We start from the raw sequence: 26,388 nt of genomic DNA, 5'->3' as shown, positions 1-26,388 counted from the left end.
TTAATTATTAAACACATTGTTAATCAATTTGTTAACCAATTTGTTAACCACATTGTCAACCAATTTATCATTAAAAAAACTGCCAAAAAAACCGTGCAAATTGGTATGACGGTGATGTTATTGGGGCAAAGCGTGTCAAGTTTTGCTCTGCCTTCTGATGTTAACGAGCCGATTCGGCTATTGGCGGATAAAGCCACTTACAGCGAAAGTACGGGCAAAGCCACTTATTCGGGCAATGTTAGCATTACGCAAGGGACGTTAAAAATCAATGCTCAAAATTTATCGGTTAATTTATCACCTAAGCGAGCGATTGAAAGTGCAATTGCAATCGGAAATCCTGCAAGCATTCAACAAATGGTGAGTAAAGAAAAAGGCCTGGCAAAAGGGCAGGCTGGCCGCATTGAGTACAATGTCAAAACAGGCATTGTTACCTTGACAGGCAATGCACGTTTAAGCCAAAATGGTGCAAGTTTTTCAGGCAACATCATTCGCTATAGCCTAAAAGTGGGCGATGTAGAAGCCACATCAAGTGCAAAACAACGCGTAGAGTTGGTATTTCCGCCACAAGAGAGCAATCGTGTGGGCGTACGCTAAGCACTGTTATAAAAAACGCTGTTATAAAAAACGCTGTTAATAAAAAGCATTGTGATAAAATTTATCCATAACCAAACCAAAAAAGGAAAACTATGTCTGTCAATGCCTTGCATGAACATCTTGTGATGAAACACCTTGCTAAGCGTTACAGCAAGCGTTGGGTGGTAAAAGATGTGTCTTTTTCGGTGGAAAGTGGGCAAGTTGTGGGTTTACTCGGTCCAAACGGTGCAGGCAAAACTACCAGTTTTTATATGGTGGTAGGATTGGTTGATATGGATAAAGGGCAAATCCAGTTGGGGGAAAGGGATATTTCATCGCTTGCTATGCACGAAAGAGCCAAAGTGGGTATTGGTTATTTGCCACAAGAAGCGTCTATTTTTCGCAAATTAAGCATTGAACAAAATATTTTGGCAATTTTGCAAACGCGTCGCGACCTTGATAAAATTGCCAAACGCCAAACTTTAGAAAGTCTTATTGCTGAATTTCATTTAACTCATGTGCGTCATTCGCTTGGCATGAGTGTGTCAGGTGGTGAGAGGCGTCGCTGTGAAATTGCACGTTGTTTGGCCGGTAATCCAAAGTTTATTTTGCTTGATGAACCGTTTGCTGGGGTTGATCCAATTTCGGTTGGTGATATTATGGATATAATTACCAAGCTAAAAAATCGTGGCATTGGGGTGTTAATCACTGATCATAATGTGCGAGAAACATTGGCAATTTGTGAAAAAGCCTACATTGTGTCTGAAGGTATGATTATTGCTGATGGCACGCCTGATGATATTTTGCAAAATGAATTGGTGAAAAAAGTGTATTTGGGCGAGGATTTTGTGGTGTGATTGATATGGATTAAGTGATAATTGGGTTAAGTATAAACCTTACATAAATAAGATGGCTTAAACAATCAGATAATTGAAAAACAATTGAGTTAAAAAATGGCAAAAGTAAAAACCAATTACGTCTGTCAAAACTGTGGTATGCACTTTGGCAAATGGTCAGGGCAATGCAGCGATTGTGGTGAATGGAATTCACTCACTGAAGCTCCCAGTGTTACTGCCATGCCTCACCATAAAACCACAGGCAAAACCAAGGCTAAAAACTACGCAGGAGAGCAATCCGCGGTCATACCACTTCATGCAGTACAGATGACTTTTGATACTCGGCTTTCAACAGGCATCGGCGAGTTTGATCGTGTGCTTGGTGGTGGTTTGGTGGCGGGTTCTGTGGTGTTAATTGGTGGCGATCCGGGCATTGGTAAATCCACAATTTTATTGCAAACTGCGATTCATATGGCTGAAAACGTAAGTCTTGCAGGCAGTGCCTTGTATGTAACTGGTGAAGAGAGCTTATCACAGGTTGCTATGCGAGCTGGACGCTTAGGCCTATCAAATGGTTCGCTTAAAGTATTGGCAGAAACCAATGTGGAGACCATTTGTCATGCGTTAACCCAAGAGCAGCCCGCTGTTGCTGTGATAGATTCTATCCAAACCCTCTACACAGAAGCCATTCAATCAGCACCAGGAGGGGTAAGCCAAATCCGCGAGTCGGCAGCGATTTTGACCCGTTATGCCAAACAAACAGGCACGGCACTTTTTTTGGTGGGGCATGTTACCAAAGAAGGAGCATTGGCAGGGCCTAGAGTGCTTGAACATATGGTGGATACCGTGCTGTATTTTGAGGGGCAATCGGACAGTCGTTTTCGCATGATACGAGCGGTAAAAAACCGTTTTGGAGCGGTGAACGAACTGGGTATTTTTGCGATGACTGATGTGGGTTTAAAAGAAGTTGCCAACCCTTCAGCGATTTTTTTAAGTCGATACGATAAGCCCATTGCAGGATCGGTTGTGATGGTGAGTCGAGAAGGGACGCGGCCGTTGCTTGTGGAAGTACAGGCCTTGGTAGATGATGCTCAAGGGCAACCAAGGCGCATGGCAATTGGACTTGACTATCAACGTTTGGCTATGCTTTTGGCAGTTATGCACCGTCATGGTGGTATTCATACAAGCGGCCAAGATGTTTATGTCAATGTGGTTGGCGGCGTGAAAGTATTGGAAACAGGATCGGATTTGGCGGTATTGCTTGCTTGTGCTTCCAGTATTAAAGAAAAGCCGTTGCCTTATACCTTGGCGGTGTTTGGTGAAGTGGGGCTGTCTGGAGAAATTCGTCCCATACCAAATGGACAAGAACGCTTAAAAGAAGCGATAAAGCACGGTTTTACCCATGCAATCATACCAAAAGCCAATGCTCCAAAAGCACATTTGGAGCAGTTTGCAGGTTTAACGATTATCGGTGTAGAACGCTTAGAAGAAGCAATTTACAAAGCGTTTGATTTTTAAAGTGTTTTCATTTTTAAAGTTTTTTAAAGAAACTGTTTAAAAATTAGCCATTGTCTGTTGCAAAATTAAAATATTTTGACTGGCTGTTAATGATTTTTTCTACCGCCTCGATCACTTCATCTACAACATCATCATACACCCCATAATGAAGCTCATTGCGAAATGATGTAAACGGACTTTTGCGCAGACCTGAACGCACCTCAGTAATGCCATTTTTATGATAAATAAAATCCACTTTACCGTTACTGTTTAGCACACAGCTTAATCGCCCATCTTGGATCATCATATCCACGCGTTCAGGCATAAAAATATATTCATTGACGTCCAATGTTTTATCTTCAACTGCTTTGACAAATAAAGATTTTAAATCAACCATAAAAAATTCCTTAAGCAAATTATTAGCAAATTATTAAAAAAAATAAATAACCAAAATCAATCAAATTATTATGCCAAATTTTGCCAAAAAAGTGTATAAAAAATCTGTAAAAAATTAGGCAAATTATGTTAACTTTTTTTGCAAAATCTAGGGTATAATAAAAAGATAGCTTAAAAAATGACAGGATTTATCAAAAAAATAAAAGCAATGAAAATGAACAGGGCAAAAATTATGTCAAAAAAAAATCAAAAAAAACGTATGCGACACGCCATACATCAGCGTCGCGAAGATCAGATATTCAAAAAAGTCAAAACCGCAGGGCATTTTAGCTATTTATCCAAACACGCGGTAAAACGCCTACGCCAACGCACCCAAATGACCACTGTGGCATTAACCCATTTGCTAGACAATGGTGGCATGCTAAATATTGGTAGAATTCCAGGTTTAAACCGCCAATCTTTGTTGTTTTATAGCCCTAAAGATGAACAGTGTTTTGTGGCCTTGCGCAATGACAATATTGGCAAAATTATCACCGTTTGGTTGCTAGAATACCACAAACAATTGGCATGGGCGGTAACTGAAGAACAATGCAAACAAGCCAAGCAACTATACCTTGATTACCAAAATCAGCATGATTTTTTGGATCACGAGCCGTTTTTGGCAAAAACACCAAGTCAAGATTTACAGTCCACTGTTGCACCGCCCGCTGTTACAACATCAAATGCCAACAAAGCAAAGCCAAAAAGAGTACTAAAATACCGCTTAAATCACAATTCAGAATTGGTTAGTTTGCATTCACCCGTATCAAAGACGCACAAAAGCTATATTATCAGTGCGTTATATATCAGTAAACAACTGCAACCAAGTCGCCGTAAACTTATGCGAGTGTCGGTAGATGTTAATAAATATAACGATTATAATTGTCATTTAATTTTGCAAGATTCGGCATTGATTGGTAACATTGATGCAATCATTGCCCAAAAACGTTTGCAACAAGGCAGTATTTATGCCTTGATGATTAGTGATAAAAAAAACAGGCATAGCGAGGTGATCGGCCTGCGAAATGACTATGAAGCATTGTTGTATGTGAAAAACTATCTAAAAAATTACGAACAAATGTTGGCTTTATTGGCAAAATACCACGGCCATCAGCGGTTATTAACATGGAAGCCTGGCAAAAAACAAGTAACCCAACAGGCAATCTCAATTGATGATTGTCAAAACAATGGTTGTCAAGGTGGTGATTGTCAAAATAATGGTTATCAAGGTGATAACCATCAAGGCTTGCCAAAATGGTTGTTAAATTTGATTTTTGTGATGATTTTAGTGGCATTAATTTATCAACTGTTGCGACGTTTTGGAAAATTTTTGCCAATTAAATTGTTCCAAAACCGCCACCGTTAAAAATATTGTGTAAAATAAAACTTAACTTAAAATTAAGCTGTCATCTTCAATAACTTCACCGCGGGTTTTTTCAAACATATCCAATAAATCATGCACACTCATGCCTTTGCGTTCATCGCCAGATACGTCTAGTACAACTTGTCCTTGGTGCAACATGACCGTGCGTGTGCCGTGAGTTAGGGCTTGTTGCATAGAGTGCGTAACCATCATGGTGGTTAGGTTATTGTCATGCACGATTTTATCAGTCAGTTCCAGTACAAAATTGGCGGTTTTTGGATCAAGGGCGGCGGTATGTTCGTCTAATAATAAAATCTTAGAGGGCTTTAAACTTGCCATAAGCAGACTGACCGCTTGGCGTTGTCCGCCTGATAATAAACCCATGCGATCGGTAAGACGATTTTCTAAACCAAGTTTTAAAATTGCCAATTTTTCTTTAAAAATTTCACGGTTTTTGTGGTTTAAGGCTCTTGTTAAAAAGCGGCTTTCGCCTCGTTTGTAAGCCAATGCCATATTTTCTTCAATGGTTAAGCCCTCGCAAGTGCCAGCCATTGGATCTTGAAAGACACGAGCGACACGATCGGCACGTTGGTGGGCGGATTTTTTGGTAACATCGACGCCGTTTAATAAGATTTTGCCACTGTCTACTCGCAATGTGCCTGCTATGGTGTTTAAAAAAGTGGATTTTCCTGCTCCATTTGTTCCAATAACGGTAACAAATTCGCCCTCTTCAATGCGTAAACTAATGCCACGCAAAGCTGGATTTTCGATCGGCGTGCCAGCGTTAAAAGTCAAACGCAGGTTTTCGGCTTGCATCATAGTGTTGTTCCTTAAGTTTGCGTTTATAGGCGGCGTTTTTTTAACAAATTGCTTTTGATTTTTGGCAAAATTAACGCAATGATAACCAACAAGGCGGTAACCAAATTTAAGTCTTGTGGCCCAAAACCAATGCTGCGCAGTGTATCGCTGGATAGGGCAATTTGGATAAATAACTTGTATAAAATTGCGCCGATCAGCACCGACAGCGTGATAAATAACATGCGTTTTGATGGTAAAATTGTTTCGCCAATAATCACAGCGGCCAAACCTATGACAATTGTACCAACACCAATGGAAATATCTGCACCGCCTTGAGTTTGTACAAACAATGCTCCTGCCAATGCAATCAGTGCATTGGAAATTGCCATACCGACAATTGTCATGCGCGAGGTATGAATGCCTTGGGCTTGCGACATTTTTAAATTTGAACCTGTGGCTTGCATGGCTAACCCTGTTTCGGTACTAAAAAACCAATCCAAAAACAATTTTGCCAAAATCACCACGCCACCAATCACCACGCAACGCATCCAAAAACCGTTGCTATCATTAACAAATCCCATAAATACGGTTGGCTCACCAAGGAGTGGTAAATTAGGGGCTTGCATGATGCGCAGATTGACCGAGTAGAGGGCAACCATCACCAAAATACTGGCAAGTAATTGCAAAATACCGAGCTTAACATGTAACCAAGCAGTTACGATTCCTGCCAAACTGCCTGCCAACATGCCAAAAATACAAGCAAGCCAAGGATTAAAGCCTGCAACAATAGAAATTCCGGCCACCGCACCACCCAATGGAAAGCTGCCATCAGCCGTCAAGTCAGGAAAGTCTAACACACGAAAAGAAATATAAACGCCTAAGGCGACCAGTGCATAAATTAAACCACTTTCTAATGCACCAAAAAAAGCAATTAACGACATAGTAATATCACATCAATAAAAATTAAGGCATACTAATTAATCTAGCAAGCAATCAGGAGTTACGGTAAACCAAGCAGGAATACTCACCGCTTGGTTTGAAAAATAATAACAGAGTTGTTTATTTTGTTTCATTTTTACGCTTATTTGGTTGGTTCAACAATTGAAGCTTCTTTTACCAGTGCATCAGGCAAGGTAATGCCAACTTCTTCGGCGTGTTTTGGACTAATCACCAAATCCAAATTTTGTAGAGTAATGGGCTTAATACTGCCTGCTTTTTCTCCTTTTAGCACGCGCGTAACGATTTTGCCTGTTTCTTGCCCTAAGGTTTTGTAATTCACACCTAAGGCTGCTACCGCCCCACGCGATACAGAGCCTGTGTCTGAAGCAATGAGCGGAACTTTAATTTCTTTGGCGGCTTGGTATAAAGCCTCATAAGCAGAAACAACATTGTTGTCAAGCGATGTATAAATTAAATCCACTTTACCTTGCAGGCTTCTGGCTGCTTGCACAATATCGGTTGAGCGTTGGGCAGGAGCTGCTATGACATTGATGTTCATTGGTTTAAGTTTTTCTTGCAACTGTTTTAATACAACCGTTGAATTAACCTCGCCTGGGCTGTACACATAGCCTATGTTTTTGACGGTTGGTATCACCTTTTTCATCAATTCAATTTGTGGTTCAAGTGGTAAAATATCCGATGCACCGGTTACATTGGTATTGGACGCTTCCCAACTTGGAATAAGTTTTGCTTCTACAGGATCGGTAACTGCTGAAAACACAACTGGAATGTTGCTGGTTGCTGCGATCATTGATTGGGCGGAGGGCGTGGCAATTGCTACAATGACATCAGGGCTATCGGCTACAAATTGTTTGGCGATTTGTCCTGCGGTGGCGGTATTGCCTTGGGCGGATTGAAAGCTGACTTTTAGGTTTTCACCTTCTTTATAGCCGTCGGCTGCTAACTGTTCTAACACGCCTGCACGCACATCGTCCAAAGCAGGGTGTTCTACGATTGCGGTAATGGCAATAGATTTGCTGTCGGTTGTGGCAACTTTGGTGTTGTCATCGTTTTGTACTGTTTTGTTTTCTTGAGGTTGGCTACAGCCAATTAAACTTGCCAAACACACACTGCCAATAACCAAACTTTGTTGGATTTTTTTGCTTAGTAAATTTGGGTGAAACATGTTTTTCTCCAATTTTTATTGCAATATGGTTGATTTTTTTCAAATTTTTTTATCAAATTGATTTTTGGTTAAAATTTTTTTGCTTAAAAGATAAGCGGTGCGGTGCGTTTTGCAATAATCTTTATTTAATCAATCTTTATTTAAGCAATTTTTATTAAATACTTTAATTTATTTAATTAATAAGCTTTGTCGATTGATACAGATAAAACCCTTTATATAACAAAAAGTTATAAATAAAGGGTTTTTGCTGATTATTTTAACAGTTTATTTTACAAAGGTATAGTAAATTTTTACTTAAAGTTACGATTTTTCGCAGTTATTTTAACACTTTTAAGCCCATGGTATTTTCACGGCGCGGGCGTTTGGTTTTTTCTTGGTTTTTTGTGGCTAAATTTTCGCCGGTTTTGTCATCTGTTTTTGGTATGCGGCCTGCGTATTCATCGGGATCAAAAAACATGCCTAAATTGTTTTGTTCTTTGGCATAAATACCGATAACGGCATAATAGGGCACCCAAATTTCGTGCGATTGTCCGCTAAAACGTCCGTGAAAATTGATAAATTCAGCATCAAATTGAAATTTGTTGGTGGATCGACTGGCAATGCTTAACACAATTCGATTGTTTTGGATAAATTCTGTTGGCACGACAACGTTAGGCTGTGTGGTGTCAACCATAATATACGGCGTAAGATTGTTATCTTCCAGCCATGCAAACATAGCACGAATCATATAAGGGCGGGTCGAGGTTAGACTGTTTAAATCAATAGTTTCCATCATCATTCCAAAAGTTTTAAAGTTGGTTGTTGGTAAAAAAGTTGGTTGTTGGTAAAATTGGCTAAATTTGAAGCAATAATTGGCTTTTTTTAAAAGCATCACGGCTAAAAATTCGCTGTTGATATTGTAGCAATGGACGACATAAATGTACAGGGAGTTGAATTTGCATTTGGTTGAGTCGGCATAATATGCTGGCTAAAACACAATCACACAACCCAAATGTATCCGATAAAAAAAACGGTTTGTGGACAAATAAAGGTGCTAAGGTTGTTAGTGAATTTGTCAATTCATGCTTGGTTTTTTTGGCTAAGTTTTGATCTAAACTGTCAGGGTGGGTCAATAAAATATCGGCTTTTTGAATCCAATCGTGATTGATCCGCCATAATAACTGGCGATAACTGGCACGTTCAGTGGGGTTTTCGGGCAATAATTTGTATTGATGATATCGATCTTCTAAATATTCAAAAATTACCATGTTTTGGTATAAAATCAATTCACGGTAAACCATGATAGGCAAAGTGTGGTATGGGTTTAAATCCGCCAAATCTTCACCAAGTTCGGTAAAACGTTCATGGTGCTGTACATGAATTTCATCAAAATCCAACTGTTTTTCAAGCAACACCAAGCGTACCTGATGACTAAGATAACCGTCATCGGCATACAGTAAAATTTTGTTCGGTGGGTTTTGCTTAAGTGATTGCATAAAACCATTGTAGCACAAAACCCAAGCCGTCGCACCTAATTCATTTGATGATAATTATTGATGACAGTTTTTTACAGCATCAATTATTATTGTCAGTTATTGTTAAAAACCAATTGTTGTTAAAAACAAAAAAGGCAACCGTTTGTTGCCTTTTTTGTGATAAGGTTTTGTTTAAGATTTGTTTTGTTTAAGACTATTTGACATCTTTCCAAAATTCTTTGTTTAACAAATACACTGGAATAAATAACGCAGCTAAGAACAACAATACCCAAAAACCATAAATTTTACGTTGGTGGGCGACAGGTTCTGCCATCCACGCCATAAAGTTTACGATATCACCGATGTTTTGGCGGTATTGTTCTTTTGAGGTGTTGATTTGCATGTCATGCAATACATGTGGCATGGCGACGTTTGGCAGTACAATGTTGTTTGCACCCCAAGGACGCCCCGGATCTTCATAGAACGCCAACAAATAGGTATAAACCCAATCGTTGCCACGCAGGCGTGTTTCTAAGGATAGATCGGGTGGGGCGGCACCAAACCATTGGCCTTGTAATTCTGGGTCAATTTTGGCCGTGATGTGATCGCCCACTTGATCGGTGGTTAACATCAAGTATTTTTCTACCAATTCTTTTGGAATATCCAAATCTTTATACATTTTTGAGTAACGCACGTATTGAGCGGTATGACAGCCTGCACAATAACTCATAAACATAGATGCACCACGTTGAATGGACGCTTTATTGGTTAAATCCACAGGGGCAGATTCGCAGTGAAGGGTTTGTTCTTTACCTTCAATGTCTTTGTATGTGCCACAGCCATGACCGCCTGATGCTTGTGCTGTTGTAGCGGTTAAACCCATTGCGATTGCAAGCCCCAATCCAGCGAAAATGTGATTTAATGCTTTCATTAGTGACCTCCAGTAACGCGTTCAGGTGGCTGTTTGCAAGTTTCCATTGATGTATAAACTGGCATCAATAAGAAAAACAAGAAATACAAAACAGTGCAAATACGTGCAATTAAAGTTGCCAAATCACTTGATGGAATAACGCCCAAATAGCCTAAGATTAAAAAGCTAATGACAAAAATAACCAAAGCGATTTTTGACAAAATACCTTTGTAACGAATGGAACGCACAGGGGATTTATCAAGCCAAGGCAGTACAAATAAGATAGCAATTGAAGCACCCATGACGACGACACCAGGCAGAGCAGATCCGAACATAGAAGGGGTTGCACGCAACATTGCATAAAAGGGCGTATAATACCAAACAGGTGCAATGTGATCTGGGGTTTTCAGTGGGTTGGCAGCTTCAAAGTTTGGTGGTTCAAGGAAATATCCACCTCCTTCTGGGAAGAAAAATACCACAGCAAAGAACACCATAAAAAACACCACAATGCCTACCAAGTCATGCACAGTGTAGTAGGGGTGAAATGCAACGCCGTCTAGTGGCACGCCATTTTTGTCTTTTAATTTTTTGATGTCAATACCATCTGGGTTGTTTGAACCAACATGGTGCAGTGCAACCAAATGCACAAATACCAAACCTACCAAAATCAATGGAATTGCCACAACGTGTAGAGCAAAAAAACGATTTAATGTGATACCAGAAATAATGTAGTCGCCTTTTACCCATTCACCCAACGCATCACCGATAAATGGAATAGCAGCAGGCAAGTTTAAAATAACCTGAGCACCCCAAAATGACATATTGCCCCAAGGTAACAAGTAACCAAAGAAACCTTCTGCCATCAAGCACAGATAAATACCCATACCGATAATCCACACAAGCTCGCGCGGTTTTTTATACGAACCATAGAGCAGACCGCGGAACATATGTAAATACACCACGACAAAAAACGCCGATGCTCCCGTTGAGTGCATGTAGCGGATCAACCAGCCGCCTTCTACATCACGCATGATGTATTCAACCGAGGCAAATGCCCCTTCAGCACTGGGGTTAAACATCATGGTTAGCCAAATCCCAGTTACCAACTGATTGACCAATACCACCATGGATAGCACACCAAAGAAATACCAAAAGTTAAAATTCTTTGGTGCGTAGTACTTTGACATATGGTATTCGTAGGTTTCAGTCGCAGGGAATCTGGCATCTACCCAGTTCATTAATTTTTTTCCCATACTCATTTAAGCCACTCCTACCGTTAAAATCGTACCGCTTAAATTGTACTCGGGGATTGGCAAATTGCGCGGAGCAGGCATGCTGGTAAATACACGACCCGCCAAATCATATTTTGAACCATGACATGGGCAGAAAAAACCACCAAACCAACTGTTACCGCCCAAATCAGCCGCGCCCACTTCAGGGCGGAATGTAGGAGCGCATCCCAAATGCGTACACACACCTTCACAAACCAGTACTTCAGAATTGTCTTTAGAGCGAGATTGGTTTTTACAATACTCAGGTTGCAAAGAGCTTTCAGAATTTGGATCGACCAAACTGCTTTCAACTTTTGTTAACCCGTCCATCATCTCTTTGGTGCGTTTGACAATATAGATGGGCTTACCGCGATACTTCACAACCACCATTTGTCCGTCATCAATACGGCTAATATCTTGAGTAACCGGTGCACCGGCCGCTTCGGCTTTTGCACTTGGAAACCAAGAACGAACAAACGGTGTTGCAACCGCTGCAACACCCACTGCCCCCATCGCGGCAGTTGATGCGATTAATACTCTACGGCGTTTTAAATCAACGCCCTCAGCATGGCTCATTAATACTTCCTCCAAATTAATGTTTCATACCATTATGCAAAATAGCTTACACTATTATACGCAGAACATGGCGACACTAATGGCTACTAAATTGGCTGTGGAATTGGAAACAATCGCAAGATAGGTCAAGACCATTTAAAATTGATGTAAATACCCAGTCAAAAATAATGCTAACGCATCCAAAATCATGAAAACACAAAATCATGAAAACAAAATAATGAAAAGCCAACATTAATCAAAAAAGATGAAAAACATCAATTAAAACCACAATGTTTATACGGCTATTTTAAAACACTTAGCGATTAAATGCTACTGTTGCTTTACCTAAACTTTACAAATTGTGCTTATTTTAAGCTATTTTTTACATAAAATAAATTGCAAAATGAAAAATAAAAAAAGCCCTTGCAAAAACAAGGGCTTTTTTGTAAAAAATCCATACAAAACGGATCTAAAATTAACGTTTTGAGTATTGTGGACGTTTGCGAGCTTTGCGCAGACCCAATTTTTTACGTTCAACTTCACGAGCATCACGAGTTATAAAACCAGATTCTTTTAATGCTGGCTTTAATGTTTCGTCAGATTCAATTAATGCACGCGTGATACCGTGGCGAATAGCACCTGCTTGACCATTGATACCGCCACCTTTTACAGTAACATAGATATCATATTTATCCGCAGAATCAAGCAATTGTAAAGGTTGGCGAACGACCATCACAGACGTTTCGCGACCAAAATATTCATCTAATGGTTTGCCATTTACAACGATTTTACCAGAACCTGCTGATAAAAACACACGTGCTGTTGAAGTTTTACGACGACCTGTACCGTAGTTGCGTTCCATGTGCTGCTCCTTAGATGTCTAATACTTGAGGTTGTTGAGCGGTATGAGGGTGCTCAGTACCTGAGTATAATTTTAACTTTTTAATCATCGCGTAACCCAATGGACCTTTTGGTAACATGCCTTTAACAGCTTTGTGCAAAACGTCTTCTGGTTTGTGTGCAAGCAGTTTGGTAAAGTTGGTTTCTTTGATACCACCTGGATAGCCTGTGTGGCGATAATATTTTTTATCTTGGGCTTTTTTGCCAGTTACGGCAATTTTGTCAGCATTGATAACAACGATATAATCACCTGTATCAACATGTGGTGTGTATGAGGGCTTATGCTTACCACGTAAGCGAGATGCAATTTCGCTCGCTAGGCGACCAAGCGTTTTACCTTCAGCGTCAACGATATACCAATCGTGAGTCACTTCATGTGGTTTAGCACTGATAGTTTTCATGTTTAAAAACCTTAATGTAAGTTAATAGTTGAGAGTGAATGTCTGGGAAACGAGGGCTCTCAAAATTAGAACGGTTATTATAGGTGTTCTGTCAATAAGTTGCAAGATGTCAAGGCGTTTTTTTTAATCTTTTGGCTAATTTTAATGAACTTTTGGCTTATTTTGATTAGACAGCAGCTGAAAAAGCAACCAAACGTAACCAAAATAAACTTAGTCAAAAAACAATTTTAAGGGCAAATTTATGCCTATTTTGTTGGTTAACTGTTGTTGGTTAAACATTAAAATCCGTTCGGCAAATAAATTTACCACCATGGGCAATAGTTGGTGTTCCAGTTTATGAATTCTTTGCTGCAGTGCATCGCGGTTTTCGCTGTGCATAACCGGCGTAACCGCTTGGGCGATGACTTGCCCTGAGTCCAGTTCTGTGGTTACCAAATGCACCGAGCAACCGTGATGGTTTTCACCTGATTTTAAGATGCGCCGATGTGTGTCCAAGCCTTTATACATTGGCAACAGCGATGGGTGCAGATTTATCATGGCAATATTTAGATCAATGGTTACACCATGAATAAATAGCGGTGTTAAGATTTTCATAAAACCGGCTAATATTACCAAATCAGGTTGCCACTGCTTCAAAATTTGGAGTGCATGGGTTTCAAAACCAACACGCGTGTGTTTTTTGCCATTGCTATCTTTGTCAATAATGACTGTTGGGATATTGGCGGTTTTGGCACGCGTGAGTGCATAAGCACAAGGTTTATTGCTAATGACACCAACAATGTCAATATTTAAAGTTTTGTTTAATTGTTTATCAATCAAAACTTGTAAATTACTGCCATTGCCAGAGACAAGTACGGCGATTTTTAAGGGATTTTTGTTCATTATTTTTTAATCGGTTATAAAGTTAACGTTAACAATTAACATTAACAAATTAACATTAACAATCAAGGTTAAAAAAATTTATAGACGGTTGGGTTTATTTATTGATAAACCACAGCAGTGTCGTTTCTTTCAATGATTTTGCCTAATTGCCAAGCGGTTTCGCCACTGTTGTTTAACAGTTTAATGGCCTCATCGGCTTTTTCACAAGGCACAACAACCACAAAACCCACACCACAGTTAAAGGTGCGTACCATTTCCATAAGTGTGATATTGCCTTTTTCTTGCAGCCATTTAAAAATGGGTGGAAATTGCCAAGAGGCTAGCTCAATTTGGGCGGCAAGTTCGGTTGGCAATACGCGTGGCAGATTTTCTGTCAAACCGCCGCCAGTAATGTGTGCCATTGCATGAATGTTGGCATTGCCAAGGGTTTTTTGCAAGTTTTGAATGGATTTGACGTAGATTTTGGTTGGAGCGAGCAGCAGATCTTTTAGCGGTTTTTTGTCCAGTGTTTCACAGGCTAGATCTGTGTTTGATATTTCAATGATCTTACGCACAAGTGAGTAGCCATTAGAATGCACACCACTTGATGCGATGCCGATTAAGATATCATCTTTGGCAACGTTTTTGCCTGTGATGATTTCAGTTTCTTCAACCACGCCCACACAAAAACCCGCCAAATCATAGTCATTATCGTGATAAACGCCGGGCATTTCTGCAGTTTCACCACCAATTAACGCACAGTTTGCAAGTTTACAACCATCGCCTATGCCTTTAATCACAGATTCGGCGACATCTACATCTAATTTGCCAGTGGCATAATAATCTAAGAAAAATAACGGCTCTGCACCGCATACCAATAAATCATTGACACACATAGCAACCAAATCTTGACCGATGGTATCGTGTTGGTTTAATGCCAAAGCAAGTTTTAATTTTGTGCCAACACCGTCCGTACCAGATACAAGCAGCGGTGATTTATAGCCTTGTGGAATGCGACATAACGCTCCAAATCCGCCCAAACCACCGATGACTTCAGAACGCAAAGTAGCTTTGGCGACAGATTTAATGCGAGAAACAAGCTCTTCACCTGCATCAATATCCACGCCTGCATCTTTATAACTTAATGATTGGTTTAAACTCATAATAATCCTCTATAAATTTTCTTAAGATTGATAATTTTTTAAGATTGATAATTTGTGAACAACGATTGCTTAAAAATAACGGATAAAAATTAACAACATTATACCCAAAATTTTGCCAAAACGTTGTTAAATTTTACAAAAAAATTGTTTGCTTTGTTGCTTTTCTACTGGCTATTTTAAAAAAAAACGTTACAATAAACCGACTTATAACTTTAAGGAATTTTAGCATGCAATCACGTCAATTTGACCCCTTTTTTTACCGTTTATTTGTTTTAACAACGTTGGGTGTTTTTTTGTACGTCATTTATCGGTTAAATATGGTGATTGTACCGTTTTTGGTGGCATTTGTGCTTGCGTATTTGCTAAACCCTATGGTTACAAAATTACATAAAATGTTGCGTATTCGCCGTTGGTTGGCGATTTTACTTGTGTATTTTGGCGTAGGTTTTGGGGTGTTGGTTGCTCTTTGGTGGCTGATTCCGCTTGTTTGGGAGCAAGCCCAGTCGTTTTGGTTGTCCGTGCCCTCGATGATTGATTGGTATAATAATACAGCTCGCGGTTGGGTGCGTCAAAATTTCTCGATAAAAATGCCAACCGTTACGTTAAAATATTGGTCAACAGGCCTGTTGGAATACGCACAACAACATTACAGTGCAAACGATGCAAAATCGTTGTTTGACAAACTGTTTTTACAAGGTATGAATATTGCCAATGTATTTGGTATGTTGGTGTTAATTCCAATTTTAACCTTTTACTTTGTGTATAATTGGGACGAACGCTTGCGATTTTGGAAAAATGCAGTGCCACGTCCGTATTTGCAAAAAGTTAGCCAAATTGCCAAAGAAAGCGATGAGGCTTTGATGTCCTTTGTCAAAGGACAATTTTTGGTTATGGTGTTGCTTGGAATTGTGTATGCGGTGCAACTACAATTGATTGGGTTAAAAGTGGGCTTGATTATTGGTATGGCGGCGGGAATTGCAAGTTTTGTACCGTATTTGGGTTTTATCATAGGATTTGTGGCGGCGATTATTGCAGGGTTTTTTCAGTTTGGGCTTGATTGGGTAAAATTTGGCATGATTGTTGGGGCGTTTATGGTAGGACAAGCGGTAGAGGGTTATATTTTACAGCCGTTATTGCTCGGTGATAAAATTGGGCTATCGCCACTTTGGGTGATTTTTTCGGTTTTGGCAGGGGCAAGTTTAATGGGAATTACTGGCATGCTTATTGCTTTGCCTGTGGCGGCGGTGTTAAATGTATTTGCTCGTCATGTGTTTCAATGGTATATTCGTAGCGATTATTATAAGAATAACCATAATACAAAAAGCCATCAACAACATGTGCTAATTGTCAATGATGTTGCCAACAACCCTGTCAACAATTCTGCTAACAATCCTGATTCTTAAAAATCAAAACAGGTGATTTATGTATTTTCGTCATCAATATGTCATCGGTGATATTCAAGGCTGCTATACTGATTTGTTGGCATTACTAAAACGCATTGAATTTGATGAAGAACAAGACAAACTATGGTTTGCAGGGGATATCGTGGCTCGCGGTGAAGATTCGTTGGCGGCGTTACGCTTGGTGAAACGCTTGTCAGATCAAGGCTGCGCTGATACTGTACTGGGCAATCATGATATCAACTTAATTGCTGTGTGGCGCGGTGTGTCAAAAATCAAGAAAAAAGACAAAACTTGGGCGATTTTTGAGGCAGATGATTGTGATGAATTGTTAAACTGGTTGCGTTTTCAGCCTTTGTTGCATTTTCCTGATGACAAAACCGTGTTGGTTCATGCTGGCATTCCGCCAAATTGGACGATCGATCAGGCTAAACTTTATGCCAATGAATTACAAAACCAACTACAAGGCAGTCTTTGGCATTTGGATCGGTTGTTGCCAAATTTGTATGGTAATGATGAGGAAAAATGGTCGCCAGATCTGCTGGGTTATGAGCGGATGCGTCAAATTTGCAATTATTTTACCCGTATGCGTTTATGCCAACAGGACGGTACGTTGGAGTTTGGCTTTAAATCCACCCTTGATGATAAAATGCCAAATGGCTATCGAGCATGGTTTGATTGGCAGGTAACCAGAGAGCGTAAAATTTTGTTTGGACATTGGGCGGGGCTAAAAGCCAAAGTTGCAACCGATACGGTGCGATCCTTGGATGCCGGTTGTGTGTGGAATGGGGCGTTGATGGCTTATCGGCTCGGTGATGAGCAAACTTTTTGCCAAAATTGTAAAGGCTATCTTGGTTGATGGTTTTTATTATCAATTGCTAACTCATTTCTATAGGATTGATAAATGCTTAAAATCAATAAAATCCATCATATGGATTGTATGGATTTTTTGGAAAAATTAGATAACAATAGCATTGATTTGATTATTGCTGATCCGCCTTATAATATGAATAAAGCAGATTGGGATAGTTTTGAAAATCATGAAAGTTTTTTAAATTTTAGTTATCAATGGCTTGATAAAGCAATTGCTAAATTAAAACCCAGTGGTTCGCTGTATGTTTTTAATACGCCATTTAATAGTGCTTTTTTATGTCAATATCTTGTTTCACAAGGCATGATTTTTCAAAATTGGATAACATGGGATAAACGAGACGGTATGGGGGCGGCAAAAAGACGCTATTCAACAGGACAGGAGACAATCTTATTTTTCACCAAATCCAAAAATCACACTTTTAATTTTAATGATATTCGCGTGCCTTATGAAAGCACCGAAAGAATAAATCATGCCAAAGAAAAAGGTATACTTAAAAATGGTAAGCGTTGGTTTCCAAATGCAAACGGCAGATTGTGTGGCGAAGTATGGCATTTTAGCAGCCAAAGGCATAAAGCAAAAGTAAATGGTAAAGTGGTAAAATTAAATCATATTACGCCAAAACCGCATGATTTAATTGAACGAATTATTAAGGCTAGTTCTAATCCCAATGATTTAATCATGGATTGTTTTATGGGTTCTGGCACAACAGCAATTGTCGCAAAAAAATTAGGTAGAAATTTTATTGGTTGTGAAAAAAATAAAGAGTATGTAGATTTTGCCAATAATTTATACCAATACATCTAGCAATACAAACTAAAAAACCAAGCTATTGGCTTATTATCAAACTTGGTTTTATTGTTTGGCAAACAACCACCCAAAAACAATCAGGCTATTGCTATAAAAGCCAAAAAACGGCTAAGACACTTTTACCATTAAGTTATCATTAAAACTGTCATTAGCACTGTTTGGATTACCCAATTTTAACGTTTCTAAAAAACCACGAATGTTGGTAACGTAGTGCATACATTGCACATAACGGCGGTTGCTGTTGCGATGTTCTGCCATATAGCGATATACCTGTGCCCAACTGTTGCCATTTTTACCTTGTTGGTTAAGGTTGGCTTGGATATTTTTTACCGCTTGTGGCCCCATATTATACGATGCCAGTGCAAACCAAATGCGATCGCTTCCTGGTATATCACCAAACATTTGTTGGATTTGGTTAAAATATTTTGCACCACCATGAATGCTTTGATTTGGATTAATGCGGTCAGTAACCCCCATTGCATCGGCGGTATCATTGGTTAACATCATCAAGCCACGCACCCCAGTTGGTGATATGGCAAGCGGATTAAGTTGTGATTCTTGATAACCCATAGCAACCAATAATTCCCAGTCTAAATCGTGTTTTTTGGCATTGTTTTGAAAAGCGGTTTTGTAATTTGGTAAATTGGTTTGCATAACTTTGGCAAACTTTTGTTCGCTATAATCATTGTCAAACACGTTTTGCGTATAAAACTCTGCCAAACGCTGATTGGTGCTAATGACATTGCTATCGCACAAAAACTCATTGGCACTTTTGCTAAGTTTTGTACTGCTGCTTGGCACTTGTAGGCTAATTTGTTGGTTTAGCCCATGTGAGGATAAATAATCTTGTCCACAGCTTAAGTGAATGTGGTTAAATTGTGCTGTTTGCGTGTCTGTTTTGCTGATTTTGTCAAAATTGGACGGGTAAGCTGTGGTTAAGGCTACATCCGCTTGTCCTGTTTTTACCAAATTTAACGCATCGCTGTCATTGGCTGCAACGATGGTATTTAGGGTAACGCCAAGTTTATCGGTATAGCCACGCATCACATCTACTCCAAAACCATGTTCATAACCGTCTTCACCAAAATACAGACTGCTATCATTTGAGGTGGCAACGGTCAGCGTGTCATTAACAATGATTTGTTCTAAATCATTGTTAATGCTTGCGTTTGTTTCAGAGTGAACGGGTGTAAACAAGGCTTTATCCAAACTCCCAGCATTGGACGTCATAAAATAACCAAGTGGCAAGACAAAACTTAACACGCCAAATAGTTTTAGCCATGATTTGATTTTAAAAAATTTATGAAAAGTGTTTTTAGGTTTGGTTGTATTTGCTAGACGATTGTTACCGATCTGGCTGGTTGTTAAAATAAATTGATGTTGTTTTAGATTTAAGGTTGTTAATGAAATTGACGATGTCCTTTTTAAAGACAAACGGTCAATTTGGTCGATAAAAATTGGTTGCATGTGTAGCTCCAGTTGCACACACACGTTGTGAGCGTTAAATTAAATACGGTTGAACTATGCCAAATGAAAACGGTTCATGAACACATTTTTGAAATTATTAAATCCTGCTTGATTTGGTAAACTTGCTTGGTTTGATAAAAATGTTAGCAAGGTTTGTTAAGGTTTATTTAAAACACAATGATTTAATAATTACAACTATTCAAAAAGGTTCTCATCAATAGGTCGTTACCATATAAACGCTAAAAAAAGAGATAAAACTGGCTATCTCTTTTTAAACCTAGGACGTTGATAATTTCTTACATCAAGTAAAAAACCATCGTATCAAACAATATAAAACCGTATTACGGTCGGTTTTTGGGAAGTTGCGTTTGGTTGGTTCATCAAGGCATTTTGCCTTATTTTTGTTGTATTAAGCCTGTTTTGATGTAACCGTCGGTTATCGGTGTTTAAATCAGTTGTTTGTTTCAATCAATTGTTTCAATCAATTGTTTCAAATAATAACCAAACATACCCAAAAATAAAATTTAACGTCTGTCAACGTATGTCATGCGCTAGCTTGGCAAAGCATGGCAATACATAATTAGACATATTTTATTACAAAATTAATCAGCCGTCATGTAAATTTGCGTAAATTTTGTGAAGTAGGGCTTGTTTTGCAACAATTTTTGCAAGGTTGTTTGATTAAAAAAATTTAAAAATCAAAGGGTTGTGCTTGATTATAATTGATTAAATTAATAAAAATAATTGATTAAACAGGATTATCAATGTCAACAAAACTGACTTTAATACCAAAATTTTGTTGGATATAATTGCCTAATGCTTGTACGCCCCCTCGTTCAGTGGCATGATGCCCACAGGCAAAATAGTCAATACCAAGTTCGCGTGCTATGTGCGTTGTGCGTTCGGATACCTCGCCTGACAGATAGGCATCACAGCCTTGTTTGGCTGCTTGTTCCAGCATGTCTTGGGCGGCTCCTGTGCAAATGCCAATGCGTGATAAAGTTGAGTTGCCACCGACCAAATGCAGCGGTTTTTTGCCTAATACTTGCTGAATTTTTTGGCAAAAATCAGTGGTTTTTATCGGTGTTTTCAGGTTACAAATGTTGCCAATGGGGTGTTTTTCATCAGGATAGAGTGCTTCATCAAGGGTTAAATCAAGGGCGTGTGCCAACTGGGCGTTGTTGCCAAAAATCGGATGGGCATCAAGCGGTAAATGATACGCAAGCAGTGAAATATTGTGTTGTAACAAACCGCGAATACGCTTGCCTTTCATGCCAGTTAGCACGGCAGCCTCGCCTTTCCAAAAATAGCCGTGATGTACCAAAATAGCCTCGGCATGTTTTTCAATTGCCTGTTCAATCAAGGCCAAGCTGGCACTCACGCCTGTAACAATATGACTGATCGGTGTATTGGCGTCTACTTGTAGGCCGTTTGGACAATAGTCTTGAAACTCGTTGACAGACAGTAATTCATCTAAATAACTGGCCAGTTTGGTTGGTTGAATGGTGTTTGGTGTTGTTGCAAGTGGTGTTTTTAAAGATTGAAAGTTGTTTGACATTGTTATTTTCGTTTATGTTGGTGAATTGTTTATTCTGGTGAATTGTTTATTTTGGTAGTTTGTTGGCCGTGTCGCTTGGACTGATGTTATCCAATATTTTTTCTACCGCTTTTTCTTTAATGGCTTGTTTTTTCTCGTTAATTTCATCTTGGCTAAGTTTTTCTACTTTTGCCAGTTTTTCTGCAGGGCTTAGATCCGTTTTGTTTTCAGGTTTTTCAAAATGATTTTTTTCGATTTTGTCATCGTGATAAATCACATTGCCATCATTGTCAATCAAGGCGTATTTCATTGGTTCTTTACGCGGAATAAAAAAGTCAGACGGTTGACTAACCAAATGCGATGCAACCAAACCAAACAGATATTTCCATTCAAAAATTCTAACATTTCTGGCGCGCAAGGCGGTAATCAATGCCAACGAAAAACTCACCATAAGGTTAATCATGCCAATCACAATCACACCGAGCAAACTTACCAAAATAATACCGATATCAGGCAACAATCCTGTATTGGCATACATATTAAACACGCCGTGGATAAAATTTGCCGATGAAAATGCAATATGACGAATGTCTAAGGGCAAACCCAAAATAATGCCAATCGTGCCTGTACTGCCTAAAAACACGCCAAATAAAAAATTACTCATAATCGCACCCAAATTGCTTTCCACAAAACCGCTAAGTTTTTCTAAGCGAATCGGACTAAGATAGGTTTTGAGTTTTGGATGGGCACGCAGACGATCACCGATGCGACTATGCACCGCCAAATTGTCATAATAACCTGCAATTAACCCTGATATGTACAAATACACCCCTGCAATTGCTGCATGAAATACCGCAAGCGAGGTAAATGGGTTTAATTCATGCAACAGATAATCTGATTTTTTGATGGAGGCAAGTGGCTCTCCCAGTACATAAAACCAAAACAGCGAAATGATTAACGCAATTGGCATTGCAATTGACACATTTCCCATAATTGCAATAAATTGGGTGCGTAAAATATCCACCACCAATTCAGCCAATTTGGTCATTTGTTCTGCTTTACGGCCAGTGGTTTCAGAAATGGTTGAGGCAATTGCCGCTGCAGTCATTGCAGGTTGTTTGGTTGCTACCGTACCGCCAATAATATGAATAAAAACAAAGCCTAAGCCATAAATCATGCTATAAATAAACGCAATGCCAAACAGGGCAATATCCAAATGCGAAGCAAAGATTTTTAAGGTTGCCATAAAACCGATAAGCAAGCCTCCAACCCCGGCTTTTTTATACATTTTGTGATAGCCTTTTTTGTCAGTGCTGATATAATGCTCACCGACTTTACTGGCATTTTCGGTAACTTTACGCGAAAGTAGGGCAGTATTAATGCCAAACAAATACTTAAAACTGCTGCGACTGTACGATCCTTCATACAGTGTGTGAATAAGCTCTACCAATGCTTTTTTTTGGCGGTTTTTGTCTGAGGATAACACGGTTAACAACAATTCTAAGCGTTCAATATTTTGCTCCAACCGAACCAAAATATTGGTGGTGCGAATGGTAATCCCTGTTTTGTGAATGCGTCTGCGTATGCTTTGCAAAATCTTTTGTGATTGATCGGTTAGCACAAAGATTTGGCAACTATCGGCGGCAATCATTGGCAAACTTTGCTGATTTTGGGATAAATGATTGGCTTCGTAATGTTGCACAAATTCACGCACTTCATGCGTTAACTCAATAAAGGTATTTTGATTGGCTAATGCACTTGGAAATACTTTTATCATATCAGCATGTAGTCCAATACCGCTAATTCTATGTGATAAAATGGTAATGGATTTTAAAATGTTTAATTTTAACTGATCAACTGCTTTTTCTGTGCCTGCAGGAGGGTTTAATAAAATGACAAGCTCAAGCCACGAACGTTGATTGACAAGCTCAATCCAATCGCGGGTTTCGCCCTCAAACAACAAATGAAACAACGAAATCAAATCTTTGTCATCAGGTACAGGCGGTAATATTCTTTGACCGAGCAAGGCATGAAACTGGGATAAAAAACTTGCATCTGACAATACGCCCATATCGGTAAAAACAACCGTTTGTCGGTAATTGCCAATTAAATTTAACAAAAACACACACAAGCCGTCCGCCCAATTTGGATTATCGCGCAACAGCCGAATAAAAATAAACATGTGTTGATTGGCGGAAATTTCGTCATCGGAATTTTCGCGTAAATGATCCAACAAGCGTTTAAACAGTGTAATATCAGGGATTTCTTTTTCGGTTTCGATACTTTGCAAAATGCGAGACAATTCACGTCGCAGGACATCATGCAACGATAAATTCATGTTATCTAATTGATTGTATTCTAATTTTTTGAACAATTCACTCAAAATTCATCACCTTTTGCACAATTGTTTTGGCATAAATTGTTATTTTGACATAAAATTGCATGCAAATGATTGTGTGGTTAGTATAAAAAATGCAAATTTAATCTACTTTTTGTGAAAAATCTACTATTTTTTTGCAACAAACTATGATTAAATAACCGATGTTTACACAATTATTTGAATGTTATCACCTATTTGAATGTTATCACCTTAAATTTTATGACAAACGCACCAAACTCATCAAACCCATCACCAAACTTACCATCAAACTTATCATCAAACAACAAGCCAAAAGATTCAACCGTGTATCACCCAATCGATCCTGTTGATCAAACCGTGATAAAAAACTGGTTGTTTGATGACCTATTGCCTTGGCAACGCACCACTTGGCAATATTTTACCGAGCATTTTAACGATGGGGTTAAATTGCCACATGCACTGTTAATTGCTGGCAACGCAGGGACGGGCAAGCGAGCGTTTGTCTATCGTTTTGTGGCTTGGGCTTTTTGCCAACAAAAATCAAATATCGATACCGCTTGTGGCAAATGCGAAAGTTGTCAATGGTTGCTTGCCAATACGCACCCTAACTTGTATCAAATTCCACCGCTTGCTGTCAGTGAGATAGACAAAAAACCAAAAAAAACCAATCAATTACAAGACCAAAGTCCTACGCATCAACACTCAGCCTTAATCAAAATTGACGACATTCGCCAAATGCAACCGTTTGTACAACAATCCAGTGATGGTATACGCATGGTTGTGATTCATCAAGCCGATAGCATGACGCTTGGAGCAAGCAATGCCTTGTTAAAAACTCTAGAAGAGCCTGCACCCAATGTGCTTTTATTTTTGATTAGCGATACGCCCTCACAGTTGTTGCCAACCGTTCGTTCAAGGCTACAATTTTTTAATGTAAGCGATATCAATCCTAAACAATCGTTGGATTTTATGCAGCAGCGTTTGGCTAACGTCGATCCAAGTGATTTTGATCTATTTGATTTAAAGCAAGTGAACCAAATGTCAGGATTTGCCCCATTTGTGGCAATGGACATGCTGTATAGTGAATGGTATCAGCAGCGCCAAATTTGGCTTAACAGTTGGCAAGCGGTGCGTTCCGCCAGTCGTGGCGTGATTCAAGCCAGCGATTATTGGCAAAAAACTTTAAGTTTAAGTGATTTTTTGTATTTATCTCAGCTTATGTTGCTTGAAATTGGCAATTATTGCAACGATTTGCCAGTAGCACAGACAGACATTCAATTTGACAAATTACAGCCAAAACCTGATTTAAGGGCGATTTTACATTTGCAAAATGTGATTAATCAAATTTGGCTCGACAGACGGCAACATATCCAAGATAAATTATGTTATGATAAGCTAATAAATGCTTTACAAATGTGTTAAAATACACGCAATTTGTTAAATATTCTCAATTTTGTTGTAAATAAGGAAAATCTTATGGCAATGCCGGCCCGTGGTGGTATTACCACGATTAATTATGATACTGTTGAAAAACTTTACGCTTGTTATATGCCTTATATGCAAAACGGTGCGATTTTTGTACCAAGCAATCAAGAGCAAGCAATGGGCGTACAGACTTTCGTAACCATTACGCTACCAGGCAGCAGCAATCGTATGCCCTTAAATGGCAAAGTGGTATGGGTACATCACCGTTCACAAGGCAACCGCCCTGCAGGCTATGCGTTGCAATTGGGTAAAGATGAGGCGGGTTTACGCATCAAAAACGAAATTGAACGTTTATTGGCAGGGCAATTGGAGTCGGAAAAACCAACGTTTACGTTATAATTTTGTATTAAAAGTTTTTTATTAAAAATTTTGTATTTTGTTGTGCAATAAAAATTTGCCAATTGCTAAAAATTATGCTAGCATAGTATAATTTTTAGCAATTTTTGCAAAATTTTAACGCATAAAGCCATATTCGTTTAAAAACATTTAAAAAACATTTATTTAAAAGCATTGATTTAAAAACCCATATTTGTTTAAATTTAACCAATCACAGCCAATTCATTAATGCCAAATCAATCTCAAACCACGCCAACAACAACGCCAATCATCACCATTGACGGTCCAAGCGGTTCGGGTAAAGGTACGTTAACCGCTCGTTTGGCTCACGAACTAAACTACCAAATATTAGATTCAGGGGCTTTGTATCGGATCGTGGGCTTTATGGCTTATCAACAAGGCTTATTAAATGAAGATTCGCCAGATGCACCAAATGAAGATGCGTTGGCTCAATTAACCAAAAGCCTTGACATTTGTTTTGACAAAGCCAATTTTGAACATATTCGCGTGATTGTCAATCAACAAGACATTAGTGAGGTTATTCGCAGCGAAAAAGTCGGTGAATATGCATCTAAAGTGGCGGTTTTTGCCAAAGTGCGTATGGCCTTGTTGGATTTGCAAAAAAATATGGCGGTTGGGGTTAAGGGTTTGGTTGCTGATGGGCGAGATATGGGAACGGTGGTATTTCCTGATGCAATATTAAAAATTTATCTGATTGCATCGGCCAAATCACGAGCCAAGCGCCGAACAAAGCAGTTGTTACAAACAGGAAAGCCTGCTGATTTTAGCGAAATTTTGACACAAATTATCGCACGCGATGACAGAGACAGTGGACGCAAGATAGCTCCGGCCAAACCTGCCACAGATGCAATTGTGATTGACAGTTCATTCATGGACGCCAATCAAGTGTTTGCACAAGTTTGGCAATTGTGTCAGCAGCGAGGTTTAACGCACTGATTTTTTATGGTTTTTAACAACTAT

The 26,388-nt window shown here is 39.1% G+C and carries 26 protein-coding genes; 10 read left to right on the top strand and 16 right to left on the bottom strand.

Annotated features, from left to right (window positions below):
* The first annotated feature begins 105 nt into the window (after positions 1-105).
* From lptA to radA, 3 genes are all read left to right on the top strand, one after another.
* Positions 106-594 carry a lipopolysaccharide transport periplasmic protein LptA gene (lptA, locus tag MOMA_RS00550; RefSeq protein WP_051012701.1) on the top strand — a complete coding sequence of 163 codons (489 nt, stop codon included), beginning with the start codon at positions 106-108 and terminating at the stop codon, positions 592-594.
* A gap of 92 nt (positions 595-686) precedes the next feature.
* Positions 687-1,430: an LPS export ABC transporter ATP-binding protein gene (lptB, locus tag MOMA_RS00545; protein ID WP_009501236.1), complete on the top strand. Its 744-nt coding sequence runs from the start codon at positions 687-689 to the stop codon at positions 1,428-1,430.
* Between the two features lie 96 nt (positions 1,431-1,526).
* A complete protein-coding gene (gene radA / locus MOMA_RS00540; protein ID WP_009501235.1) occupies positions 1,527-2,927 on the top strand; it encodes a DNA repair protein RadA in 1,401 nt (466 codons plus the stop codon).
* Positions 2,928-2,970: 43 nt separating this feature from the next.
* Here the strand turns inward: radA and MOMA_RS00535 are convergent, their stop codons facing one another.
* On the bottom strand, positions 2,971-3,303 hold the full coding sequence (locus MOMA_RS00535) for a hypothetical protein (protein WP_009501234.1): 333 nt from the start codon (positions 3,301-3,303) through the stop codon (positions 2,971-2,973).
* Between the two features lie 231 nt (positions 3,304-3,534).
* On the opposite strand from MOMA_RS00535, the gene MOMA_RS00530 reads away from it, so the two are divergent.
* Complete coding sequence (locus tag MOMA_RS00530) at positions 3,535-4,707, top strand: hypothetical protein (protein WP_227498076.1); 1,173 nt, start codon at positions 3,535-3,537, stop codon at positions 4,705-4,707.
* 21 nt (positions 4,708-4,728) lie between these two features.
* Here MOMA_RS00530 and MOMA_RS00525 read toward each other — a convergent pair whose 3' ends face one another.
* The 12 genes from MOMA_RS00525 to purM all read right to left on the bottom strand — a co-directional run bounded on the left by MOMA_RS00525 (position 4,729) and on the right by purM (position 15,142).
* Positions 4,729-5,523 carry an ABC transporter ATP-binding protein gene (locus tag MOMA_RS00525; protein ID WP_009501232.1) on the bottom strand — a complete coding sequence of 265 codons (795 nt, stop codon included), beginning with the start codon at positions 5,521-5,523 and terminating at the stop codon, positions 4,729-4,731.
* Positions 5,524-5,546: 23 nt separating this feature from the next.
* Positions 5,547-6,443: an ABC transporter permease gene (locus tag MOMA_RS00520; protein WP_009501231.1), complete on the bottom strand. Its 897-nt coding sequence runs from the start codon at positions 6,441-6,443 to the stop codon at positions 5,547-5,549.
* Between the two features lie 140 nt (positions 6,444-6,583).
* On the bottom strand, positions 6,584-7,627 hold the full coding sequence (locus MOMA_RS00515; protein WP_009501230.1) for an ABC transporter substrate-binding protein: 1,044 nt from the start codon (positions 7,625-7,627) through the stop codon (positions 6,584-6,586).
* Between the two features lie 316 nt (positions 7,628-7,943).
* Positions 7,944-8,399: a ClpXP protease specificity-enhancing factor gene (locus tag MOMA_RS00510; RefSeq protein ID WP_152411741.1), complete on the bottom strand. Its 456-nt coding sequence runs from the start codon at positions 8,397-8,399 to the stop codon at positions 7,944-7,946.
* A gap of 61 nt (positions 8,400-8,460) precedes the next feature.
* Positions 8,461-9,102, bottom strand: coding sequence for a glutathione S-transferase N-terminal domain-containing protein (locus MOMA_RS00505; RefSeq protein ID WP_009501228.1), 642 nt, complete (start codon positions 9,100-9,102; stop codon positions 8,461-8,463).
* Positions 9,103-9,295: 193 nt separating this feature from the next.
* Entirely contained in the window at positions 9,296-10,012 is a 717-nt protein-coding gene (locus tag MOMA_RS00500; RefSeq protein ID WP_009501227.1) for a cytochrome c1, read from the bottom strand.
* Entirely contained in the window at positions 10,012-11,229 is a 1,218-nt protein-coding gene (locus MOMA_RS00495; RefSeq protein WP_202593241.1) for a cytochrome b, read from the bottom strand. The genes MOMA_RS00500 and MOMA_RS00495 overlap by 1 nt, the downstream gene beginning before the upstream one ends.
* A gap of 21 nt (positions 11,230-11,250) precedes the next feature.
* Complete coding sequence (gene petA, locus MOMA_RS00490; RefSeq protein WP_009501225.1) at positions 11,251-11,838, bottom strand: ubiquinol-cytochrome c reductase iron-sulfur subunit; 588 nt, start codon at positions 11,836-11,838, stop codon at positions 11,251-11,253.
* 454 nt (positions 11,839-12,292) lie between these two features.
* Positions 12,293-12,679, bottom strand: coding sequence for a 30S ribosomal protein S9 (gene rpsI / locus MOMA_RS00485; RefSeq protein WP_009501224.1), 387 nt, complete (start codon positions 12,677-12,679; stop codon positions 12,293-12,295).
* 10 nt (positions 12,680-12,689) lie between these two features.
* The gene (gene rplM, locus MOMA_RS00480) at positions 12,690-13,118 is read right to left on the bottom strand and encodes a 50S ribosomal protein L13 (RefSeq protein WP_009501223.1); all 429 of its coding nucleotides are present in this window, start codon (positions 13,116-13,118) and stop codon (positions 12,690-12,692) included.
* Positions 13,119-13,328: 210 nt separating this feature from the next.
* Positions 13,329-14,000, bottom strand: coding sequence for a phosphoribosylglycinamide formyltransferase (gene purN / locus MOMA_RS00475; RefSeq protein ID WP_009501222.1), 672 nt, complete (start codon positions 13,998-14,000; stop codon positions 13,329-13,331).
* Between the two features lie 98 nt (positions 14,001-14,098).
* A complete protein-coding gene (purM, locus tag MOMA_RS00470; protein ID WP_009501221.1) occupies positions 14,099-15,142 on the bottom strand; it encodes a phosphoribosylformylglycinamidine cyclo-ligase in 1,044 nt (347 codons plus the stop codon).
* A gap of 227 nt (positions 15,143-15,369) precedes the next feature.
* Here purM and MOMA_RS00465 point away from each other — a divergent pair, with 227 nt between their 5' ends.
* Genes MOMA_RS00465 through MOMA_RS00455 form a run of 3 tightly spaced genes read left to right on the top strand, consistent with a single transcriptional unit; the run spans position 15,370 to position 18,220 of the window.
* Positions 15,370-16,545 (top strand): AI-2E family transporter, encoded by a 1,176-nt coding sequence (locus tag MOMA_RS00465; protein ID WP_009501220.1) that lies wholly within the window; start codon positions 15,370-15,372, stop codon positions 16,543-16,545.
* Positions 16,546-16,564: 19 nt separating this feature from the next.
* Positions 16,565-17,401, top strand: a complete 837-nt coding sequence (locus MOMA_RS00460; RefSeq protein WP_009501219.1) for a symmetrical bis(5'-nucleosyl)-tetraphosphatase — start codon at positions 16,565-16,567, stop codon at positions 17,399-17,401.
* 45 nt (positions 17,402-17,446) lie between these two features.
* Positions 17,447-18,220, top strand: coding sequence for a DNA-methyltransferase (locus tag MOMA_RS00455; protein WP_009501218.1), 774 nt, complete (start codon positions 17,447-17,449; stop codon positions 18,218-18,220).
* 111 nt (positions 18,221-18,331) lie between these two features.
* On the opposite strand, the gene MOMA_RS00450 is transcribed toward MOMA_RS00455, so the two are convergent.
* From MOMA_RS00450 to MOMA_RS00440, 3 genes are all read right to left on the bottom strand, one after another.
* Complete coding sequence (locus tag MOMA_RS00450) at positions 18,332-19,453, bottom strand: transglycosylase SLT domain-containing protein (protein ID WP_227498075.1); 1,122 nt, start codon at positions 19,451-19,453, stop codon at positions 18,332-18,334.
* 985 nt (positions 19,454-20,438) lie between these two features.
* Entirely contained in the window at positions 20,439-21,248 is an 810-nt protein-coding gene (locus tag MOMA_RS00445; protein ID WP_009501216.1) for a Nif3-like dinuclear metal center hexameric protein, read from the bottom strand.
* 46 nt (positions 21,249-21,294) lie between these two features.
* Positions 21,295-23,610: a site-specific recombinase gene (locus tag MOMA_RS00440; protein ID WP_009501215.1), complete on the bottom strand. Its 2,316-nt coding sequence runs from the start codon at positions 23,608-23,610 to the stop codon at positions 21,295-21,297.
* A gap of 216 nt (positions 23,611-23,826) precedes the next feature.
* On the opposite strand from MOMA_RS00440, the gene MOMA_RS00435 reads away from it, so the two are divergent.
* The 3 genes from MOMA_RS00435 (at position 23,827) to cmk (ending at position 26,364) form a co-directional block, all read left to right on the top strand.
* Positions 23,827-25,008 carry a DNA-directed DNA polymerase gene (locus MOMA_RS00435; RefSeq protein ID WP_009501214.1) on the top strand — a complete coding sequence of 394 codons (1,182 nt, stop codon included), beginning with the start codon at positions 23,827-23,829 and terminating at the stop codon, positions 25,006-25,008.
* Between the two features lie 54 nt (positions 25,009-25,062).
* On the top strand, positions 25,063-25,410 hold the full coding sequence (locus tag MOMA_RS00430) for a PilZ domain-containing protein (protein WP_009501213.1): 348 nt from the start codon (positions 25,063-25,065) through the stop codon (positions 25,408-25,410).
* A gap of 225 nt (positions 25,411-25,635) precedes the next feature.
* Positions 25,636-26,364 (top strand): (d)CMP kinase, encoded by a 729-nt coding sequence (cmk, locus tag MOMA_RS00425; RefSeq protein WP_009501212.1) that lies wholly within the window; start codon positions 25,636-25,638, stop codon positions 26,362-26,364.
* Positions 26,365-26,388: the final 24 nt, after the last annotated feature.

The organism is Moraxella macacae 0408225, from assembly GCF_000320365.1.
Classification (GTDB): Bacteria; Pseudomonadota; Gammaproteobacteria; order Pseudomonadales; family Moraxellaceae; genus Faucicola; species Faucicola macacae.
This window is presented reverse-complemented; position numbering and strand designations above follow the sequence as displayed.

Coding starts and splice junctions, on each gene's coding strand:
- lptA (WP_051012701.1), top strand. CDS start 106: ATGACGGTGATGTTATTGGGGCAAAGCGTGTCAAGTTTTGCTCTGCCT.
- lptB (WP_009501236.1), top strand. CDS start 687: ATGTCTGTCAATGCCTTGCATGAACATCTTGTGATGAAACACCTTGCT.
- radA (WP_009501235.1), top strand. CDS start 1,527: ATGGCAAAAGTAAAAACCAATTACGTCTGTCAAAACTGTGGTATGCAC.
- MOMA_RS00535 (WP_009501234.1), bottom strand. CDS start 3,303: ATGGTTGATTTAAAATCTTTATTTGTCAAAGCAGTTGAAGATAAAACA.
- MOMA_RS00530 (WP_227498076.1), top strand. CDS start 3,535: ATGTCAAAAAAAAATCAAAAAAAACGTATGCGACACGCCATACATCAG.
- MOMA_RS00525 (WP_009501232.1), bottom strand. CDS start 5,523: ATGATGCAAGCCGAAAACCTGCGTTTGACTTTTAACGCTGGCACGCCG.
- MOMA_RS00520 (WP_009501231.1), bottom strand. CDS start 6,443: ATGTCGTTAATTGCTTTTTTTGGTGCATTAGAAAGTGGTTTAATTTAT.
- MOMA_RS00515 (WP_009501230.1), bottom strand. CDS start 7,627: ATGTTTCACCCAAATTTACTAAGCAAAAAAATCCAACAAAGTTTGGTT.
- MOMA_RS00510 (WP_152411741.1), bottom strand. CDS start 8,399: ATGGAAACTATTGATTTAAACAGTCTAACCTCGACCCGCCCTTATATG.
- MOMA_RS00505 (WP_009501228.1), bottom strand. CDS start 9,102: ATGCAATCACTTAAGCAAAACCCACCGAACAAAATTTTACTGTATGCC.
- MOMA_RS00500 (WP_009501227.1), bottom strand. CDS start 10,012: ATGAAAGCATTAAATCACATTTTCGCTGGATTGGGGCTTGCAATCGCA.
- MOMA_RS00495 (WP_202593241.1), bottom strand. CDS start 11,229: ATGAACTGGGTAGATGCCAGATTCCCTGCGACTGAAACCTACGAATAC.
- petA (WP_009501225.1), bottom strand. CDS start 11,838: ATGAGCCATGCTGAGGGCGTTGATTTAAAACGCCGTAGAGTATTAATC.
- rpsI (WP_009501224.1), bottom strand. CDS start 12,679: ATGGAACGCAACTACGGTACAGGTCGTCGTAAAACTTCAACAGCACGT.
- rplM (WP_009501223.1), bottom strand. CDS start 13,118: ATGAAAACTATCAGTGCTAAACCACATGAAGTGACTCACGATTGGTAT.
- purN (WP_009501222.1), bottom strand. CDS start 14,000: ATGAACAAAAATCCCTTAAAAATCGCCGTACTTGTCTCTGGCAATGGC.
- purM (WP_009501221.1), bottom strand. CDS start 15,142: ATGAGTTTAAACCAATCATTAAGTTATAAAGATGCAGGCGTGGATATT.
- MOMA_RS00465 (WP_009501220.1), top strand. CDS start 15,370: ATGCAATCACGTCAATTTGACCCCTTTTTTTACCGTTTATTTGTTTTA.
- MOMA_RS00460 (WP_009501219.1), top strand. CDS start 16,565: ATGTATTTTCGTCATCAATATGTCATCGGTGATATTCAAGGCTGCTAT.
- MOMA_RS00455 (WP_009501218.1), top strand. CDS start 17,447: ATGCTTAAAATCAATAAAATCCATCATATGGATTGTATGGATTTTTTG.
- MOMA_RS00450 (WP_227498075.1), bottom strand. CDS start 19,453: ATGACGTCCAATGCTGGGAGTTTGGATAAAGCCTTGTTTACACCCGTT.
- MOMA_RS00445 (WP_009501216.1), bottom strand. CDS start 21,248: ATGTCAAACAACTTTCAATCTTTAAAAACACCACTTGCAACAACACCA.
- MOMA_RS00435 (WP_009501214.1), top strand. CDS start 23,827: ATGACAAACGCACCAAACTCATCAAACCCATCACCAAACTTACCATCA.
- MOMA_RS00430 (WP_009501213.1), top strand. CDS start 25,063: ATGGCAATGCCGGCCCGTGGTGGTATTACCACGATTAATTATGATACT.
- cmk (WP_009501212.1), top strand. CDS start 25,636: ATGCCAAATCAATCTCAAACCACGCCAACAACAACGCCAATCATCACC.